The following is a 14,827-nucleotide window of genomic DNA, read 5'->3' on the forward strand; positions in this document are numbered from 1 at the left end:
CGCGGACTCCCGCCACCCGGTTTGACGCTCACCTAGCCGGCCGCGTGTGGAGAGGCTGATAGCAGCTTGTCGAGGTGGGGGACGCCGAGTTGGCGTTGTAGCAGTGCCGCGTGGTGGTGTGGGAGCTGCCGGCCGGCCAACTCCGCCAGTGCGGGCAGGGTGCCGTCGGTGCCGGCCAGGTCGTGTACGGCGGCCCGGAAGGCGGTCGGGTCCCAGTGGGTGCCGGGAGTGACGAGGGTGGAGTCGGTGATGGCGGCCGAGTCGCGGCGGGGCCGGGGGTCGTGGCCGTTGACCCAGGCGGTCACGATGCCCAGCATGAGCCGGCCGGCGAGGTGGCTGGGGCGTTCGGAGGTGCCCTGATCGCCGAGGTCCCACTGGTTGACCGAGGCGGTGACGGCGATGCGCGGCGTGGGCCAGAAGCGGGAGACCTGGTTCCAGCCCCACATGTACTCGCCACCGTGGCCGACGTAGCCGGTGGGGCGCCGTGGTGGAACACATTCCAGACCAGCCCCGTCGCGCTGCTGGGGTCCGGGCCGTTCGGTGCCTGGGGGCGCACCATCAGCGTGGCGGTGTCCGGCTCGAGGATCGAGGCGTCGCCGAGCCGGCCGCCGCCCGCCATGGCCAGCAGGAAACGGGCGTGGTCGGATGGTGTGGTCAGTGCGGTGCCCGCCGGGTACGCGCCGGCGTAGATCTGCGGTAGCCGGAACTGGTAACCGCCGAGCGTGGCGTATCCGGTCGAGCGGCGGGCAAGCAGGTCGGCGGGCACGTGGTCGGGATGCTGGGCCGGTGGGAAGCACGTCGAGGTCATGCGAAGCGGCGCGAACAGGTGGCGTCGGACCCAGTCACAGAACGGCACCCGATCCGGGTTGAGCCGCTCGACGAGGTAGCCCACCAGCGCGATGCCCAGGTTGCTGTACTGGTAGTGGGTGCCGACCGGGGTTGCCCACAGCGGCAGTACCCCGCCCCCGTACGCATCGGTACGACCGGCGGCGAACACCTGGCGGAGCAGGTCGCCGAGGGGTGCCGGCGGCACCCGGTCGCAGAAGCCGAGGTCGGTACCGAGTCCGCTGCGATGGGTCAGGAGGTCCCGTTGCGTGATCTCCCGCCGGCCGTGCGGGTTGGTGATGTGCAGGTCGCCGAGGTGCTTGTTGACCGGGTCATCCAAATCGATCAGGCCGCGTTCGACCAGTTGCATGGCCGCGACGGCGGTGTAGGGCTTGGCGTCGTAGCCGTAGCCGTTCGCCCACACCACGCGGTCGTCGGCGCCCAGCGCGATCGACATGCCAGGCGCCTTGCACAGTTCCAGGATCTCGGGGACGAGGGCGTCTAGCGCCTCGGTCAGTCGCGATACGTCCATGCCGTCAACTTGTAGTTGACGACGGCGAGCAATGTCAAGCAAATGGTTGACACGGCATTGGTTGTCAACCAATTCATTGACTGCCATGATGATGCTCATGCCGGGACTGCCCGATCTGCCCACGCTGATCGCCGAGGTCGACAGCCGCGCTGTCGGCGGTGGGGCGCTGGACCGCATCGCGGCCGCCGAGCGCGTCGCGGACGAGCTCAACGGCTTGGGCACGCGGCTGATCGGCTACTTCGTCGAGCAGGCCCGCGCCGAGGGTGTCTCGTGGTCGGAGATCGGCACCCATCTGGGAATCAGCAGGCAGGCAGCGCAGCAGCGGTACGCCCCGCCCCGGTTTCAGCTCACCGTGTCCGACCTCGTCAACGCGGGTGCGCTCGTCCGCCTCACCGGCCGCACCCGCGACGCGCTGGCCCGCGCCGAGGGGCACGCCGCCCGACTCGACAACGCCACGGTCGACCCGCAGCACCTGCTACTGGCCATCCTCGACGACACCGACACTCTCGCCATCCAGGCCCTCGACCGGCTCGACGTCGACCGCGACGCCCTCCGCGCCGCCCTCACCGCCGCCGCTGCTCCCAGCACCTCAGGTGCGGCCGGACCGCTACCCCTCGGCGCCGCAGCCCGCCGCGTGCTCGAAACAGCCACCACCCAGGCACTGAAACTCAGCCACAACTACGTCGGCACCGAACACCTGCTCCTCGGACTCACCCACACCCAGCGCGACACCGTCGCCCAGGTCCTCGCGAACCACGGAGCCACCCGCGACCGCACTCGCGACGCCGTCCGCGACACCCTCAACGCCTACCTCCAAGGCCGGTGAACGAGCGGTCCACGACGTACCACCCGGCGCGGTCGAAGCCGGTGACCCGCGCGCCTTCGTCGAGCAATCCGCCGAGCACGGTGCGCAGGGCCCGCCGCCACGCCCGGCCGGCCACCGGATCCGCGCGCCGGAGGTCCTCGATGGACTCCGGGACGGCGACGAGCAGCCGTTCACCGTCCGTGCTGCCCTCGACCGGCAGGCCGTCGACCGCCGACAGGGCGACCACGGCTCCGGCCGCCCGTTCGCGGGCGGCGTCCGCCGGCGGACCCGGTTCCGCGCGCAGGTCCCAGTCCATGTGCAGCCGGTCGGACTCGTCGCCCTGGTTCACCGCGTCTTCGAGCTGCCCGTAGAAGTCGCGCAGGTAGCCGCTGACCCTGGCGCCGAGGCGGTTCACGTTGAAATGCGCGTTGCGGCGCACGAGCGGGTCGAAGGTCCAGGTGATCCGGCCGACCCCGCGTTCGAGCGCCCACGACCGCTGGTGCAGCTTCAGCGCCAGGCCCACCTGTCGGCCGGGCCGGGTGACCCCGGTGAAGTGGCTGTGCAGCGCGGCCTCGGCCGGCGGGTGGAAGAAGCCGACGGACGCGCCGATCAGCTCGCCGTCCTCGTACGCGCCGCCGATGTAGTTGCCCGCGAAGCTCATCGCGCGCAGCAGTTCGGGATTGATCGGGATCTGGCCGCGTCCCGGTTGCCACACCCGGTCGAACAGCGAGCAGACGCCTTCGAATTCGGCGAGTTCGGTCAGACAGGTCACCTTCACGGGTCCATGGTGCGGGTGCGGGGCCGATGATGGCTTGGTGCTCGTCACCGAGTCCTCGGCCGCCGGTTGGTCGGGACCGATGAGCCGGGCATGATCGGGCCGGGAAACCGAGGAGCTGGAGCGTGATCGGGTGAGTGAGCTGTTCCTGCGCGATGTGCGGCTGGGGCTGGACGGACCGCTGGTCGGCGTGCGGATCGACGGCGGGCGGGTGACCGCGATCGGCGACGACGGGCCGGGCGGTGCCGAGGTCGTCGATGGTGACGGCGGCACGCTGCTGCCCGGACTGGTCGACTCGCACGTCCACTGTGAACAGTGGGCGGCCTCGCGCCGTCGCATCCCGCTGGAGTCGGCGAACTCGGCGGCCGAGGTGGTCGGCCTGCTGCTCCGGCACGAGCACCGCCCCGGTGAGCTGGTGCTCGGCCACGGTTTCCGCGACGGCCTGTGGCCCGACACCCCGCACAAGGACCTGCTCGAACGCGCGCTGCCGGGACAGGCGGTCGCGTTGTTCAGCGCCGATCTGCACACGCTGTGGCTGAGCCCGGCGGCGCTGGCGCTGATCGGGCGCGAGCACCCGACCGGCGTGCTGCTGGAGAACGACTGCATGAGCGCGACCGCCGAACTGCCGTCGGCGTCGCCGGAGGTGGTCGACCGCTGGGTGCTGGAGGCGGCCGAGGCCGCGGCGGCGCTGGGTGTCACCCGGATCGCCGACTACGAGTACACCGACACGGTCGGCGCGTGGCAGCGGCGCCGGGAACTCGGGCCGCTGCCGACGCGGGTGTCCTGCGTGATCGCGCGGTACCTGCTGGACACCGCCATCGCGCTGGGCAGGCGGACCGGGGACACCGACGGCCTGCTCAGCGTCGGCCCGGTCAAGGTTTTTGTGGACGGTTCGCTCAACACCCGGACGGCCTACTGCCATCACGCCTACGAGGGCGGTGATCACGGTCTGCTGGAACTGCCGTACGACGAACTGGTGGCGCTGATGCGCCGGGCCGCCGAGCACGGCATCTCGCTGGCGGTGCACGCGATCGGTGATCACGCGAACACGCTGGCGCTGGACGCCTTCGAGGCGGTCGGCATCGGTGGCCGGATCGAGCACGCCCAGCTGGTGCGCGCCGAGGACCTGCCGCGGTTCGCGAAGCTCGGGGTGGTGGCGAGCGTGCAGCCGGCGCACCAGCCGGACGACCGCGATGTGGCCGACCGCCACTGGGCTTCGCGCACGGCCGACGCATTTCCCTATGGCGCACTGCTTTCCGCCGGAGCCACCCTGGAATTCGGTTCCGACGCACCGGTCGCGCCACTGGATCCGTGGGACGCGATCGCTTCGGCGGTCGCGCGCACCGACGACGAAAGGCCCGCGTGGCACCCGGAACAGGCGTTGCCATTGGAAGCCGCGTTGCGTGCCGCTTCCGGTGGGCGGGGAACCGTCGCGGTCGGGGATGTCGCCGATCTGGTGGTGGTCGCGGCGGATTTGCGGACCGCGGACCTGCGTTCGGTTCCGGTCACCGCGACCGTGCTCGACGGGCGCCGCACTTTCTGAAACCTTCCATTCATTGGGCCGTTCGGCTGATGACGGCGAAAATGCGACCTTGGCTACTTAGCATGGCCACATGACGCTGACTTTGATCAAAGGAACCTTTCAGATCGTCGGAGCATCGCCCGACGGTGATTCGGTGCGGTTTTACCCAACCGATGTGGACGCCTTCGTCAAGGCGGGACTTCGGGTGCGGTTGAACTCGCGCGGTGGGGCGCAGTTGCGGCTCGAAGGCATCGACGCGCTGGAAACGCATTACCAGAGCCAGGCGCCGGGAGGAGGGATGTGGCACCAGCACCCGGGACTGGCCAGAGAGGCGGCCGACGCCCTGTTGCGCCAATTGGGGTTCAGATCGGTGGAAAGGGAAGAGGACGGAACGGTCACCTCGGCGAGTCCGGAAAGCGTGCCGGGACACATCCTGACCCGGTTCGCCGACAAGTACGGGCGCCCGGTCTCATTCGCATTCCGCGGTCTCCGCGGCCGGGCGAAGGACGGCAGCCAGGTGCACCTGGACGCGAAGGGAGTGGCGAATTCGGCGAATTTCGAACTGCTCACGGCCGGGCACGCGTTCCCGACGTTCTACTCACTGCTCTACCTCGACCTGCGGCAGGCGCTCGCGGACGCCGCCACCGCCGCGCGCAAGGAGAGCGCCGGGATCTGGGAGCACGACGTCTCCACCGCCGGTTTCCGGTTGACCTCGCGGAAGCAGTTGCAGGAACAGGTGGTCCTGCTGCCCAAACTGTTCCGGCGCTTGGTCGACTACCTCGCACTGGACGAAACCGGCGGGGTCTCGCTGGCGGAGTTCGGGCGCTACCTGGACACCCGGAACGACCGCCTGTTCACCACACCGGAAGGCCAGGCCACCGAACTGGCCACCCTGGTCGAGGTGAAGCGCCAGCAACTGCGCCTCACCATCGACCCGGAACGCATAGTGTTCCTCGAGGCCTAAACCCGGCAAGGAGTCAGGTCGGAGACCGAGAGGGACGACTCCAGCAGGGCGCTGCCCAGGGTGGTGACCGAGTGCCGGGCGGTGCCGCCTTCGCGGCGGGTTTCCACCAGGGCCGCCTGACGCAGGACGGTGGCGTGCTGGCTGGCGCCCGCCGCCGAGATGGCCAGTTTTTTCGCCAGTTCCGTGGTGCTCACCCCGGGCGCGGTGCGGATCGCCGCGAGCACGGAGGCCCGCGTGCGGCCGAGCAGGTTGTCCAGCGACCGGCTGCTCGGCGGCGAGTCCCAGCCCAGCTGCCGCGCCACCGGGTAGACCAGCGTCGGCGGCAGGTCCGGGTTGCGCAGCGTGACCGGCGCCCGCCAGCAGAAGAAGGACGGCGCCAGCACCAGTCCGCGCCCGCCGAGGTGCAGTTCCTGGTCGACCGGGTAGTCCACCTCCAGCACCGGCGCCCGCCACCGGGCGGCCGGGTGCAGTGTGGACAGCAGCCGTTCCACCCCGCCCCGCAGCAGGGTGCGGCCGCGCTCGGCGGCGTCACCGCGCACGCTGGAGGTGATCGAGGACCAGTGCGGCGCCAGCGTCTCCGCGAAGTACTCCCGCACGGCCTCGCCGAGCTGACGACGCGCGGCGGGCCTGCCCGCGGCCAGGTCGGCGCTCCACGACGGCATCGGCCGGGAGGCGGCGAGCAGCTCGGTGTCCTCGGCCAGCAGCTTCACCGGCGTGTGCAGCAACTCCTCGATCCCGGCCTCCAGCTCGCCGAAACCCGCTCCCGGGGTGAGGAAGTCGGCGGTGTAACCGACCGGGGGAGCGAGCGTGGCCAGGTACCGGTGCGAGCGGCCGATCCGCTCGCGCGTGCGACGACGCCAGCCGGTGAACAGCAGGTCGGGGTTGCGCTCCTGGAGCTGGTGCAGGCTGAGCACGGTCTCCCAGAGCGGGTCCGGGCTGTCGAGCAGCTTGACCCTGGTCAGGTCGTCCGGACTGAAATGGATCTTCAACATCGGGTGCCCCCACCCCTGTGCGTGAATTTCGAACGTTCCAGCAGAGTTGTACGGGCGTCCTCTGGCAGCGCGCTGTCACGCGCTCACTGCGGGCTTACGGCTACCATCTAGCCACTTCGACGGAGAGGGGAGCACGCATGCCGGGGCTGCGCGCGCTGCCCAGGGCGGAGCCGGCGGAGGTGTTGCACGCCGCCCGGCAGATCGCCGCGGAGCTGAAGGGCGGGCTCGGCGGGCGCGGGGTGCGCAACGCCGCCCGCGGCATCCGCAGGCTGCTCGACGCCGACGCCATCGGGCTGGCCGACCTGTCCGGCACCGTGGTCTGGGCCGGGCACCCACCGGCCGGGGTGGACGCCGGCGCGCTGGTGCACAACGTGCTGCACACCGAGACGGCCAGCGGCCGCCCGCCGGCGCAGGCCCAGCCGCTCTACGCCCGCGACGACCTGGCCGGGGTGCTGGTCGTCTGCGGCAGGCCGGACCGGGCCGCGGTGCGCGAGGTGACCGGCTGGGTGGCCGACGCGCTGGAACGCGGCAGGCTGGAGGCCTCCGCCGAGAACGCCGCCCGCGCCGAGCTGCGGGCGCTGCGGGCCGAGATCTCCCCGCACTTTGTCTACAACGCACTCACCGTGATCGCTTCACTCGTCCGGTCGGAACCGGACCGCTCGCGTGAACTGATGCTCGACTTCGCCGACTACATCCGGTACAGCCTGGCCAGGCACGGCGAGTACACGACGCTCGCCGACGAGTTCCACGCCATCGAGACCTATCTGGCGCTGCAGCGCGCGGTGCTGGGGGAGCGGCTGACCGTGCAGGTGCGGGTCTCGCCGGAGGTGCTCGCGGTGGCGGTGCCGTACCTGGTGCTGCAGCCGGTGGTGGAGAACGCCGTCCGGCACGGGATCGAGCCGTCGCCGGGCAAGGGAGTGGTGCACGTTTCCGGCGTGGCCGAGGGGACGGACTGTGTGATCAGCGTGGAGGACGACGGGGTCGGCATGGACCCGGAAAAGGCCGAGGCCATTCTCGCCGGGCAGGGCGAGCCGGACAGCCTCGGACTCGCCAATGTGGACAAACGCCTGCGCAGCGTCTACGGCCCCTGGTACGGCCTGGTGGTGGAGACCGCGAAGGACGCCGGGACGCGCGTGGTGCTGCGGGTGCCGCGGTTCCAGCCGGGGGTGATGCCGTGAAGTCCGAGGGGCTGCGCGTGCTCGCCGTGGACGACGTGCCGCCGGCGCTGGCCGAGCTGTGCCGTCTGCTGGAGGAGGCGCCGGAGGTCGCCGCGGTCAGCGGCGCGCCGGACGCGGTGACCGCGCTGCGGATGATCCAGAGCGAGCCGTTCGACGCGGTGTTCCTGGACATCTCCATGCCGGGGCTGGACGGGCTGGAGATGGCCGGTCTGCTGGCCAAGCTGAGCGAGCCGCCGGTGATCGTTTTTGTCACCGCGCACGAGGGTCACGCGGTCGCCGCGTACGGCATCGGCGCGGTCGACTACCTGCTCAAACCTGTTCGCGCGGAACGGCTTTCGGCGACGCTGGCGCGCGTGGTGAAGATGGCGGGCGGCGGTGGCGGTGCCGAACCGGCCGCACGCCAGACCGACGCGATGGCAGCGCTGCCGGTCGAGGTCGGCGGGCGCACCAGGTATGTGCGCCGCAGCGAGGTCCAGTTCGTCGAGGCTCACGGTGACTACGTCCGCCTGCACACGCCGTCCGGGGTGCACCTGGTGCGCATTCCCATCTCGCGCATGGAGGAGTACTGGGGTGGCGCGGGTTTTGTGCGTGCGCACCGGAGCTTCCTGGTGGCGCTGTCGGCGGTCCGGGAGTTGCGCAGCGACTCCGCGGGCGGGTTGCTGGCGCACACCGATCTCGGCGATGTGCCGGTGAGCCGTCGGCACGCGCGTGAACTGCGCGAGCAACTGCTGAGCGCGGCCCATCGCGGTGAACTGGACCGGCCGGAGCGGGGAGCGTAGTGCGCACCAAGCGGGTGGCGGTCACCAGCCCGCAGACGCGACTGGCGCATTCACGCCGTCGCGCTCGCACGCGCTCGCCGGTGGCGAAACTGGAGGCCGCGGACGCCGGTCGCGCTATGCGGATCTACCGCGCGCAGCGGCGGATGGCGGTGACCGCGCTGGTGCTGCTGTTCGCCTTCCTGCTCGGTTTGCCGCTGGTGCTTTCCCTGCTGCCGCAACTGGGTGAGGTGCGGTTGTTCACCATTCCGCTGCCGTGGCTGGCGGTCGCGGTGCTGCCGTACCCGGTGCTGGTGGTGCTCGCCCGCTGGCAACTGCGCCGGGCCGAGCACGCGGAGGACCGCGAATGACCGCTGTGCTCGAGGTGGGGTGCTTGTACCCGCTTGCCTGCTGGCGGCCGCGGTGGGCCGGGCAATTGAAGAGCCGCGAATGATCGCGGCGCTGGCGGTGGCGCCGGTGGTGCTGGTGACCATTCTCGTCGGGTTGCGGGCGGTGGCCGCGATGCGGACCACCTCCGACTTCCTGGTCGCCTCCCGCCGGGTTTCGCCCTTGCTCAATTCAGCCGCGGTGTCCGGGGAGTACCTGTCCGCCGCGTCGTTCCTCGGGGTGGCCGGGCTGGTGGTCAAGGACGGCATCGGCTCGCTCTGGTACCCCGTCGGCTTCGCCGCCGGGTACGTGGCGATGCTGGTGCTGGTCGCCGCCCCGATGCGCCGGTCCGGCGCGCTGACCGTGCCGGACTTCGCCGAGGCGCGGCTCGCTTCCCCGGTGCTGCGCCGGATCGCGGCGGTGGTGGTGCTGGTGATCGGCGGGCTCTACCTGGTGCCGCAGTTCCGGACCGCGGGCCTGGTGCTCGGCGCGGTCGGCGGCACGCCCTACTGGGTGGGCGTGGTGATCGCCGGCGTCGCCGCGGCGACCACGTTGTCGCTGGGCGGCATGCGCGCGGCGACCTACGTGCAGGCGTTCCAGTTCTTCCTGAAACTGGCGCTCTTCCTGATCCCCGCCGCCTGGCTGGTCTTCCAGGTCGGCCCGGACGTGCGGGCGCAGGCGGTGAACCCGCAGGAGTTCACCCACTTCACCCATGACACCACCATCGAATTCCGCGTCGGGGCCACTTTGGACTTCCGGGAGCCGACCGAGGTGCGCGCGCCGGACGGCACCACCGAGCTGATCCCCGTTGGCAGGCAGGAGATCCAGGCGGGCCGGACGATCGTGTTCCCGGCCGGCGCACCGGCGCCATCGGTGGACAACCACGCACCAGGTGGTCCGGGTTGGGATTTGCCCACATTGGACCTCCAGAACGCGGGCTATCCGGTGCTGAGCACCTGGGCGGTGCTGATCGCCACCATGCTCGGCACGATGGGCCTGCCACACGTGCTGATGCGCTTCCACACCAGCATCGACGGCCGCGCGGCCAGGAAAACCGCCGCGCTGACGGTGTTGCTGCTCAGCGCCTTCTACCTGTTCCCCGGCATCTACGGCGCGCTCGGCACGGTGCTGGTACCGCACCTCTACCTGTCCGACGCCACCGACACCGCGGTGGTCGCACTGCCGTCGGTGGTCGACCCCGGCCCGGCCGGATCGGTGTTCACCGTGCTGCTGACCGCCGGTGCGTTCGCCGCTTTCCTCGCCACCTCACTGGGTTTGCTGCTCGCGGTGGCCGGGGCGATCTCGCACGACCTGCTCGAAGGCGGCCTGCGGCAGATGCGGTTCACCGTGCTCGGCGCGGCCGCCGCGGTGGTGCTGCTGGCGCTGCCCGCGGTCCGCCTGGACGCGGGCGTCCTGGTCACCTGGGGCTTCACCGTGGCCGCGTCCACCTTCTGTCCCTTGCTGGTACTGGGAATCTGGTGGCCCCGGTTGACCACCGCCGGCGCGATCAGCGGGGTGGTGGTCGGCCTGACCGCTTCGGCAGGCGCGATCGCCACTACGCTTTTCGGCCCAGCTTTGACGGGCTGGCAGGCTATTCTGGTGGCGCAGCCCGCACCGTGGTCGGTGCCGCTCGCCTTCGCCACCATGGTCCTGGTGTCGTTGCGCGGCCGTCCGCCGGCCTGGTCACGTGACGCGATGCTGCGCCTCCACCTCGGTGAGGGACGCAGCCCGTACCTGAACCAGCGGCTGTTGCAAGGCCGTGATCCAGGCCACTCATCGCGGACCAACGGTCGTTCGTCAACCGTTCGTCGCATGGCCCGTCGATTCGTCCGCTGATCCTTACGCGCCGCGCGCCCGCCTCCCTAGTGTGTCGCCGCACACACCCCCCTCGACGTGGAGGTCGACGTGAGCATCTCTGAACCCGCCGTAGGGCCACCAGGCGAGGACGTGGACTGGAAAACGATCCAGTCCGGCCCGGAGTTCCAGCAACTGCGCCGGCGGTTGCGAACCTTCGTCTTCCCGATGACCGTGTTGTTCCTCGGCTGGTACCTGCTCTACGTGGTGCTGGCGGACTACGCGCACGGGTTCATGTCCACCAAGCTGGTCGGCAACATCAACGTCGGCCTGGTACTCGGCCTGCTCCAGTTCGTCTCGACCTTCGTGATCACGGGGTTGTATGTGCGCCACGCGAATCGCCATCTCGACCCCATCTCCGACAAGATCCGCGAAGACATCGAGGGGGACGGCAAATGAACCTCGCACAGGCTGTCCAGGGTTCGAACCCGATCCTGAACATCAGCATCTTCGGCGCGTTCGTCCTGGTGACGCTGGTGATCGTGTTCCGGGCGTCGCGGAACACGAAGACCGCGTCGGACTACTACGCCGCGGGTCGCGCGTTCTCCGGTCCGCAGAACGGCATCGCGATCGCCGGTGACTATCTGTCGGCGGCGTCGTTCCTCGGGATCGCGGGTGCGATCGCGGTCTACGGATACGACGGATTCCTTTACTCCATTGGATTCCTCGTCGCCTGGTTGGTGGCTTTGCTGCTGGTGGCGGAACTGCTGCGCAACACCGGCAAGTTCACCATGGGCGACGTGCTGGCGTTCCGGATGAAGCAGCGTCCGGTGCGTGCGGCCGCCGCGACTTCGACGCTGGCGGTGAGCTTTTTCTACCTGCTGGCGCAGATGGCGGGCGCGGGCATCCTGGTCTCGCTGCTGCTGGGCATCTCGTCCGGGGTCGGCCAGGCCGTGGTGATCTCCGTGGTCGGTGTCGTGATGATCATCTACGTGCTGGTCGGCGGCATGAAGGGCACCACCTGGGTGCAGATCATCAAGGCCGCGTTGCTGATCACCGGTGCGTTCGCGATGACCGTCTGGGTGCTCGCGCGCTACGGCTTCAACCTGTCGGAACTGCTCGGCAGCGCGGTCGACCGCGTCGGTTCGGCCGGTGAGGCCGTGCTGAACCCGGGCGCCAAGTACGGCGTCTCCGAGACCTCCAAGATCGACTTCCTGTCGCTGGGCATCGCGCTGGTGCTCGGCACCGCCGGTCTGCCGCACGTGCTGATGCGCTTCTACACCGTGCCCACGGCGAAGGACGCGCGGAAGTCGGTGGTGTGGGCGATCGGCCTGATCGGGCTGTTCTACCTGTTCACCCTGGTGCTCGGTTACGGCGCCGGTGCGATCGTGGGCAAGGACGCGATCAACAAGGCTCCAGGTAAGGAAAACTCGGCCGCACCGCTACTCGCGCAGGCTCTCGGCGGTCCGATCCTGCTGGGCTTCATCGCGGCGGTGGCGTTCGCGACGATCCTGGCGGTGGTTGCCGGGTTGACGATCACCGCGTCGGCGTCGTTCGCGCACGACGTGTACGCCAACGTGATCAAGAAGGGCAAGGTCTCCGACAGCAACGCCGAGGTCCGGGTCGCCCGGATCACCGCACTGGTGATCGGCGCGGTCGCGATTGTCGGCGGGATCTTGGCGAAGGACCAGAACGTCGCGTTTCTCGTCGCGCTGGCCTTCGCGGTGGCGGCATCGGCGAACCTGCCGACGATCTTGTATTCGCTGTTCTGGAAGCGGTTCAACACCTCCGGCGCGTTGTGGTCGATCTACGGCGGCCTCGGCGTCACCGTGGTGCTGATCATCTTCTCGCCCGCGGTGTCGGGCCTGTCCACCTCGATGATCAAGGGTGTGGACTTCCACTGGTTCCCGTTGCAGAACCCCGGTCTGGTGTCGATTCCGGTGTCGTTCTTCCTCGGCTGGCTCGGCACGGTCCTGTCGAAGGACCACAACGAAGAAAAGTACGCGGAGATGGAGGTCCGTTCCCTCACCGGAGCGGGCTCGGAGAAGGCCATTTCCCACTGAACCCCACCCCCGGGGTTGTGAGTGCGCAGGGTCGGTCAACGGCCCTGCGCACTCACGAATGCGGCGGGCGGCAGGCGGTCGTGCTCGGCGGACGGCCAATCGCGCGGATTCGGGCCCAGCTCACGCAGCGCGGCCAGCTGCTTGCGGCACCACGGTGAAATCGGCTGGCTGCCGTCCTCGATCTCCCCGACCACCTGGTCCCACTCGACCCAGCGGTAGGCGTCGACCTCGGCCGGGTCCGGCTCGGGCTCGCCGGTCACCTCGACCCGCCAGACCGGGCACTTCTCGTTCTCCACCACGCCGTCCATCTCCGCGCGGTACTGGAACTCCGGCAGCACCAGCTCGATACCGGTGCTGGTCAGACCGAGTTCCTGGGCCAGCCGCCGCACGATGCCGTCGCTCATGTCCTCACCCGGCGCGGGATGGCCGCAGCAGCTGTTCGTCCACACCCCGGGAAAGGTCCGCTTGCCCAGCGCCCGCCTGGTCAGCAGGAACTGGCCGCGCTCGTTGAAGGCGTAGGCGGAAAAAGCCAGGTGCAACGGGGTTTCGGCGTGGTGCACGCCGGCCTTGTCGGCGACGCCGATCGCGTGTCCCTGCTCGTCGAGGAGAACCACCTGCTCAGTCATGCGTTAGACACTAATCGGCGAACGGCGGCACGCACCAAGCTCGGAAAGCCGAATCACCCAGCGTCGCGATGGTGGTCACCTGGTAGTCCCAACGCCCGGTCACGCTGGGGTGGTCACAGCGCCGGGTCCAGGCCGAGCCGCGAGATCCACTGCGCCGAAGTGACCACCGCGGTGACGAAGTCGGCGACCCGCTCGTCGGTGAAGCGCGTGGTCGGCCCGCCGAGCGCCAGCGCGGCGATGATGCGGCCCTCGCGGTCGACCACCGGCGCGGCGATGCCGGAGGCGCCCAGTTCGCGCTCGCCGTGGCTGACCGCATGCCCGTCCACCGCCGCCAGGCCCGCCTGCTTGCGCAGTTCGTCGGCGAACTCCTTGCCGTGCGGGGAAAGCGCGGCCACGCGATCGACCACAGTGGACTCAGCGCCGATCAGCAGCACCTTGGCCGCCGCCCCCGCCCACAGCGGCAGTTCGTCGCCGACGCGGACCACGTGGCGGATGTGCTGCGGCCCTTCGTGCTGCGCGACGCAGACGCGGGCGGTGCTGCTGCGGACGTAGATGTTGACCGTCTCGCCGCACTGCGTGGCCAGCTCGCGCATCACCTGGCGGACCGGCTCGGACAGCTGCCAGGCGGCGTGCCCGAGCTTGGCCCACCGCAGCAGTCCCGGGCCGATGGTGACCTGGCCGTCCTCGCGCGTCCACAACAGGCCACGCTGCTCACAGGTGGTGACCAGGCGGATGACCGTTGTTTTGGCCAGCCCGCTCGCCTCGGTCAGCTCGCGAATGCTCCACATCCGGCGGTGCTCGGTGAACAGGCCGATCAGGTCGATCGCACGCAGCACACTGCGCACTCCGCCTTCGTCACCGTCCATGCCGCCTCCGCTCATCCATCACGCGGCGCGACCGTACCACCTGGTGGTCAGCGAGGCTCCAGTTCCACGATCACCCAGTTGCCGTCCTGCTTCTCGGCGGTGATCGACAGCTGGGACGCGGCGGCGCTGGTGGAGTTGTTGTCGGCCCTGGTGGCGGACTGGTCGAGGAACACCAGCAGCCGCGCGCGGTCGCCGGAGAGCGACTGCACCGCCGAGCTGACCACCCGCGTGGTGAGCACCAGCTTCTGCTGCGGCGCCAGCGCGCGCACCTGGCCGAAGAGCTGGTTGTAGGTCTCCAGGGCCTTCCCGCGCAACGCGGTGGCGGCGGCCTTCTCGGTCACCTCGGTCTTGTCGTAGGAGTAGGAGAAGATCCGGTTGAGCGAGGTGGTGACCGCCGAGTTCACCTCGGCCGTCGCGCCGGTGTCGACCAGTGCGGCGTTCGACGCCGAATCCGCCGTGCGCAACGACACCGCCTGCCAGGTGAACCAGCCACCGAGCAACGCCAGCACGATCGCCACCACGGTCAGGTAGACCGGCAGCCGCGATGGCGCCACCTCCGTGGCTTCGGCAGACTCACCGGTCGCCCCCGCCGCGGTCTCCTCGCTGGTCGCCTCTGCCGCCTCAGCGTCGGCCTCGGCGGTCTCGTCAGCGGTCCTCGTGGCCGCCTTGGCCTCGCCGGTGGTCCCGTCGCCAGCGTTGTCGGCGTCCGCGTCCGCGTCCGGCTCGGCTTCGGTGGTGGTCAT

Annotated in this window: 16 protein-coding genes; 9 read left to right on the top strand and 7 right to left on the bottom strand. The window is 70.1% G+C overall.

Going from position 1 to position 14,827, the window contains the following annotated elements; translation table 11 throughout:
• Window positions 1-32: 32 nt before the first annotated feature.
• Both YIM_RS10820 and YIM_RS10825 read right to left on the bottom strand, forming a co-directional pair.
• A complete protein-coding gene (locus tag YIM_RS10820; protein ID WP_153030228.1) occupies window positions 33-305 on the bottom strand; it encodes a hypothetical protein in 273 nt (90 codons plus the stop codon).
• A complete protein-coding gene (locus YIM_RS10825; RefSeq protein ID WP_194240113.1) occupies window positions 302-1,456 on the bottom strand; it encodes a serine hydrolase in 1,155 nt (384 codons plus the stop codon). Before YIM_RS10825 ends, YIM_RS10820 begins: the two co-directional genes overlap by 4 nt.
• Between YIM_RS10825 and YIM_RS10830 the strand changes: the two genes are divergently transcribed.
• A complete protein-coding gene (locus YIM_RS10830; RefSeq protein ID WP_194240114.1) occupies window positions 1,455-2,183 on the top strand; it encodes a Clp protease N-terminal domain-containing protein in 729 nt (242 codons plus the stop codon). The genes YIM_RS10825 and YIM_RS10830 overlap by 2 nt on opposite strands.
• Here the strand turns inward: YIM_RS10830 and YIM_RS10835 are convergent.
• Window positions 2,158-2,940 carry a GNAT family N-acetyltransferase gene (locus YIM_RS10835; protein WP_194240115.1) on the bottom strand — a complete coding sequence of 261 codons (783 nt, stop codon included), beginning with the start codon at window positions 2,938-2,940 and terminating at the stop codon, window positions 2,158-2,160. The two genes, YIM_RS10830 and YIM_RS10835, sit on opposite strands and share 26 nt — an antisense overlap.
• 130 nt (window positions 2,941-3,070) lie before the next feature.
• Here YIM_RS10835 and YIM_RS10840 point away from each other — a divergent pair, with 130 nt between their 5' ends.
• Both YIM_RS10840 and YIM_RS10845 read left to right on the top strand, forming a co-directional pair.
• Entirely contained in the window at window positions 3,071-4,480 is a 1,410-nt protein-coding gene (locus tag YIM_RS10840; protein WP_153030232.1) for an amidohydrolase, read from the top strand.
• A gap of 133 nt (window positions 4,481-4,613) precedes the next feature.
• Complete coding sequence (locus YIM_RS10845; RefSeq protein WP_228004666.1) at window positions 4,614-5,423, top strand: nuclease; 810 nt, start codon at window positions 4,614-4,616, stop codon at window positions 5,421-5,423.
• On the opposite strand, the gene YIM_RS10850 is transcribed toward YIM_RS10845, so the two are convergent.
• On the bottom strand, window positions 5,420-6,415 hold the full coding sequence (locus YIM_RS10850; protein WP_153030234.1) for a helix-turn-helix domain-containing protein: 996 nt from the start codon (window positions 6,413-6,415) through the stop codon (window positions 5,420-5,422). The genes YIM_RS10845 and YIM_RS10850 overlap by 4 nt on opposite strands.
• A 137-nt stretch (window positions 6,416-6,552) precedes the next feature.
• Here YIM_RS10850 and YIM_RS10855 point away from each other — a divergent pair, with 137 nt between their 5' ends.
• From YIM_RS10855 to YIM_RS10880, 6 genes are all read left to right on the top strand, one after another.
• A complete protein-coding gene (locus YIM_RS10855; RefSeq protein ID WP_153030235.1) occupies window positions 6,553-7,593 on the top strand; it encodes a sensor histidine kinase in 1,041 nt (346 codons plus the stop codon).
• Window positions 7,590-8,372, top strand: a complete 783-nt coding sequence (locus tag YIM_RS10860) for a LytTR family DNA-binding domain-containing protein (protein WP_153030236.1) — start codon at window positions 7,590-7,592, stop codon at window positions 8,370-8,372. The genes YIM_RS10855 and YIM_RS10860 overlap by 4 nt, the downstream gene beginning before the upstream one ends.
• Window positions 8,372-8,719: a hypothetical protein gene (locus tag YIM_RS10865; RefSeq protein WP_153030237.1), complete on the top strand. Its 348-nt coding sequence runs from the start codon at window positions 8,372-8,374 to the stop codon at window positions 8,717-8,719. The genes YIM_RS10860 and YIM_RS10865 overlap by 1 nt, the downstream gene beginning before the upstream one ends.
• 79 nt (window positions 8,720-8,798) lie before the next feature.
• Window positions 8,799-10,571: a cation acetate symporter gene (locus YIM_RS10870; RefSeq protein WP_153030238.1), complete on the top strand. Its 1,773-nt coding sequence runs from the start codon at window positions 8,799-8,801 to the stop codon at window positions 10,569-10,571.
• 69 nt (window positions 10,572-10,640) lie between these two features.
• Window positions 10,641-10,988 (top strand): DUF485 domain-containing protein, encoded by a 348-nt coding sequence (locus tag YIM_RS10875; protein ID WP_194240116.1) that lies wholly within the window; start codon window positions 10,641-10,643, stop codon window positions 10,986-10,988.
• The gene (locus YIM_RS10880) at window positions 10,985-12,592 is read left to right on the top strand and encodes a cation acetate symporter (RefSeq protein WP_153030239.1); all 1,608 of its coding nucleotides are present in this window, start codon (window positions 10,985-10,987) and stop codon (window positions 12,590-12,592) included. Before YIM_RS10875 ends, YIM_RS10880 begins: the two co-directional genes overlap by 4 nt.
• A 35-nt stretch (window positions 12,593-12,627) precedes the next feature.
• Here YIM_RS10880 and idi read toward each other — a convergent pair whose 3' ends face one another.
• From idi to YIM_RS10895, 3 genes are all read right to left on the bottom strand, one after another.
• On the bottom strand, window positions 12,628-13,218 hold the full coding sequence (gene idi, locus YIM_RS10885) for an isopentenyl-diphosphate Delta-isomerase (RefSeq protein ID WP_153030240.1): 591 nt from the start codon (window positions 13,216-13,218) through the stop codon (window positions 12,628-12,630).
• A gap of 113 nt (window positions 13,219-13,331) precedes the next feature.
• Complete coding sequence (locus tag YIM_RS10890) at window positions 13,332-14,084, bottom strand: IclR family transcriptional regulator (RefSeq protein WP_153030241.1); 753 nt, start codon at window positions 14,082-14,084, stop codon at window positions 13,332-13,334.
• 47 nt (window positions 14,085-14,131) lie between these two features.
• Window positions 14,132-14,827: a hypothetical protein gene (locus tag YIM_RS10895; protein ID WP_228004667.1), complete on the bottom strand. Its 696-nt coding sequence runs from the start codon at window positions 14,825-14,827 to the stop codon at window positions 14,132-14,134.

The organism is Amycolatopsis sp. YIM 10 (genome assembly GCF_009429145.1).
Classification (GTDB): Bacteria; Actinomycetota; Actinomycetes; order Mycobacteriales; family Pseudonocardiaceae; genus Amycolatopsis.

Coding starts and splice junctions, on each gene's coding strand:
- YIM_RS10850 (WP_153030234.1), bottom strand. CDS start 6,415: ATGTTGAAGATCCATTTCAGTCCGGACGACCTGACCAGGGTCAAGCTG.
- YIM_RS10880 (WP_153030239.1), top strand. CDS start 10,985: ATGAACCTCGCACAGGCTGTCCAGGGTTCGAACCCGATCCTGAACATC.
- idi (WP_153030240.1), bottom strand. CDS start 13,218: ATGACTGAGCAGGTGGTTCTCCTCGACGAGCAGGGACACGCGATCGGC.
- YIM_RS10830 (WP_194240114.1), top strand. CDS start 1,455: ATGCCGGGACTGCCCGATCTGCCCACGCTGATCGCCGAGGTCGACAGC.
- YIM_RS10895 (WP_228004667.1), bottom strand. CDS start 14,827: ATGACCACCACCGAAGCCGAGCCGGACGCGGACGCGGACGCCGACAAC.
- YIM_RS10855 (WP_153030235.1), top strand. CDS start 6,553: ATGCCGGGGCTGCGCGCGCTGCCCAGGGCGGAGCCGGCGGAGGTGTTG.
- YIM_RS10825 (WP_194240113.1), bottom strand. CDS start 1,456: ATGAGCATCATCATGGCAGTCAATGAATTGGTTGACAACCAATGCCGT.
- YIM_RS10870 (WP_153030238.1), top strand. CDS start 8,799: ATGATCGCGGCGCTGGCGGTGGCGCCGGTGGTGCTGGTGACCATTCTC.
- YIM_RS10890 (WP_153030241.1), bottom strand. CDS start 14,084: ATGGACGGTGACGAAGGCGGAGTGCGCAGTGTGCTGCGTGCGATCGAC.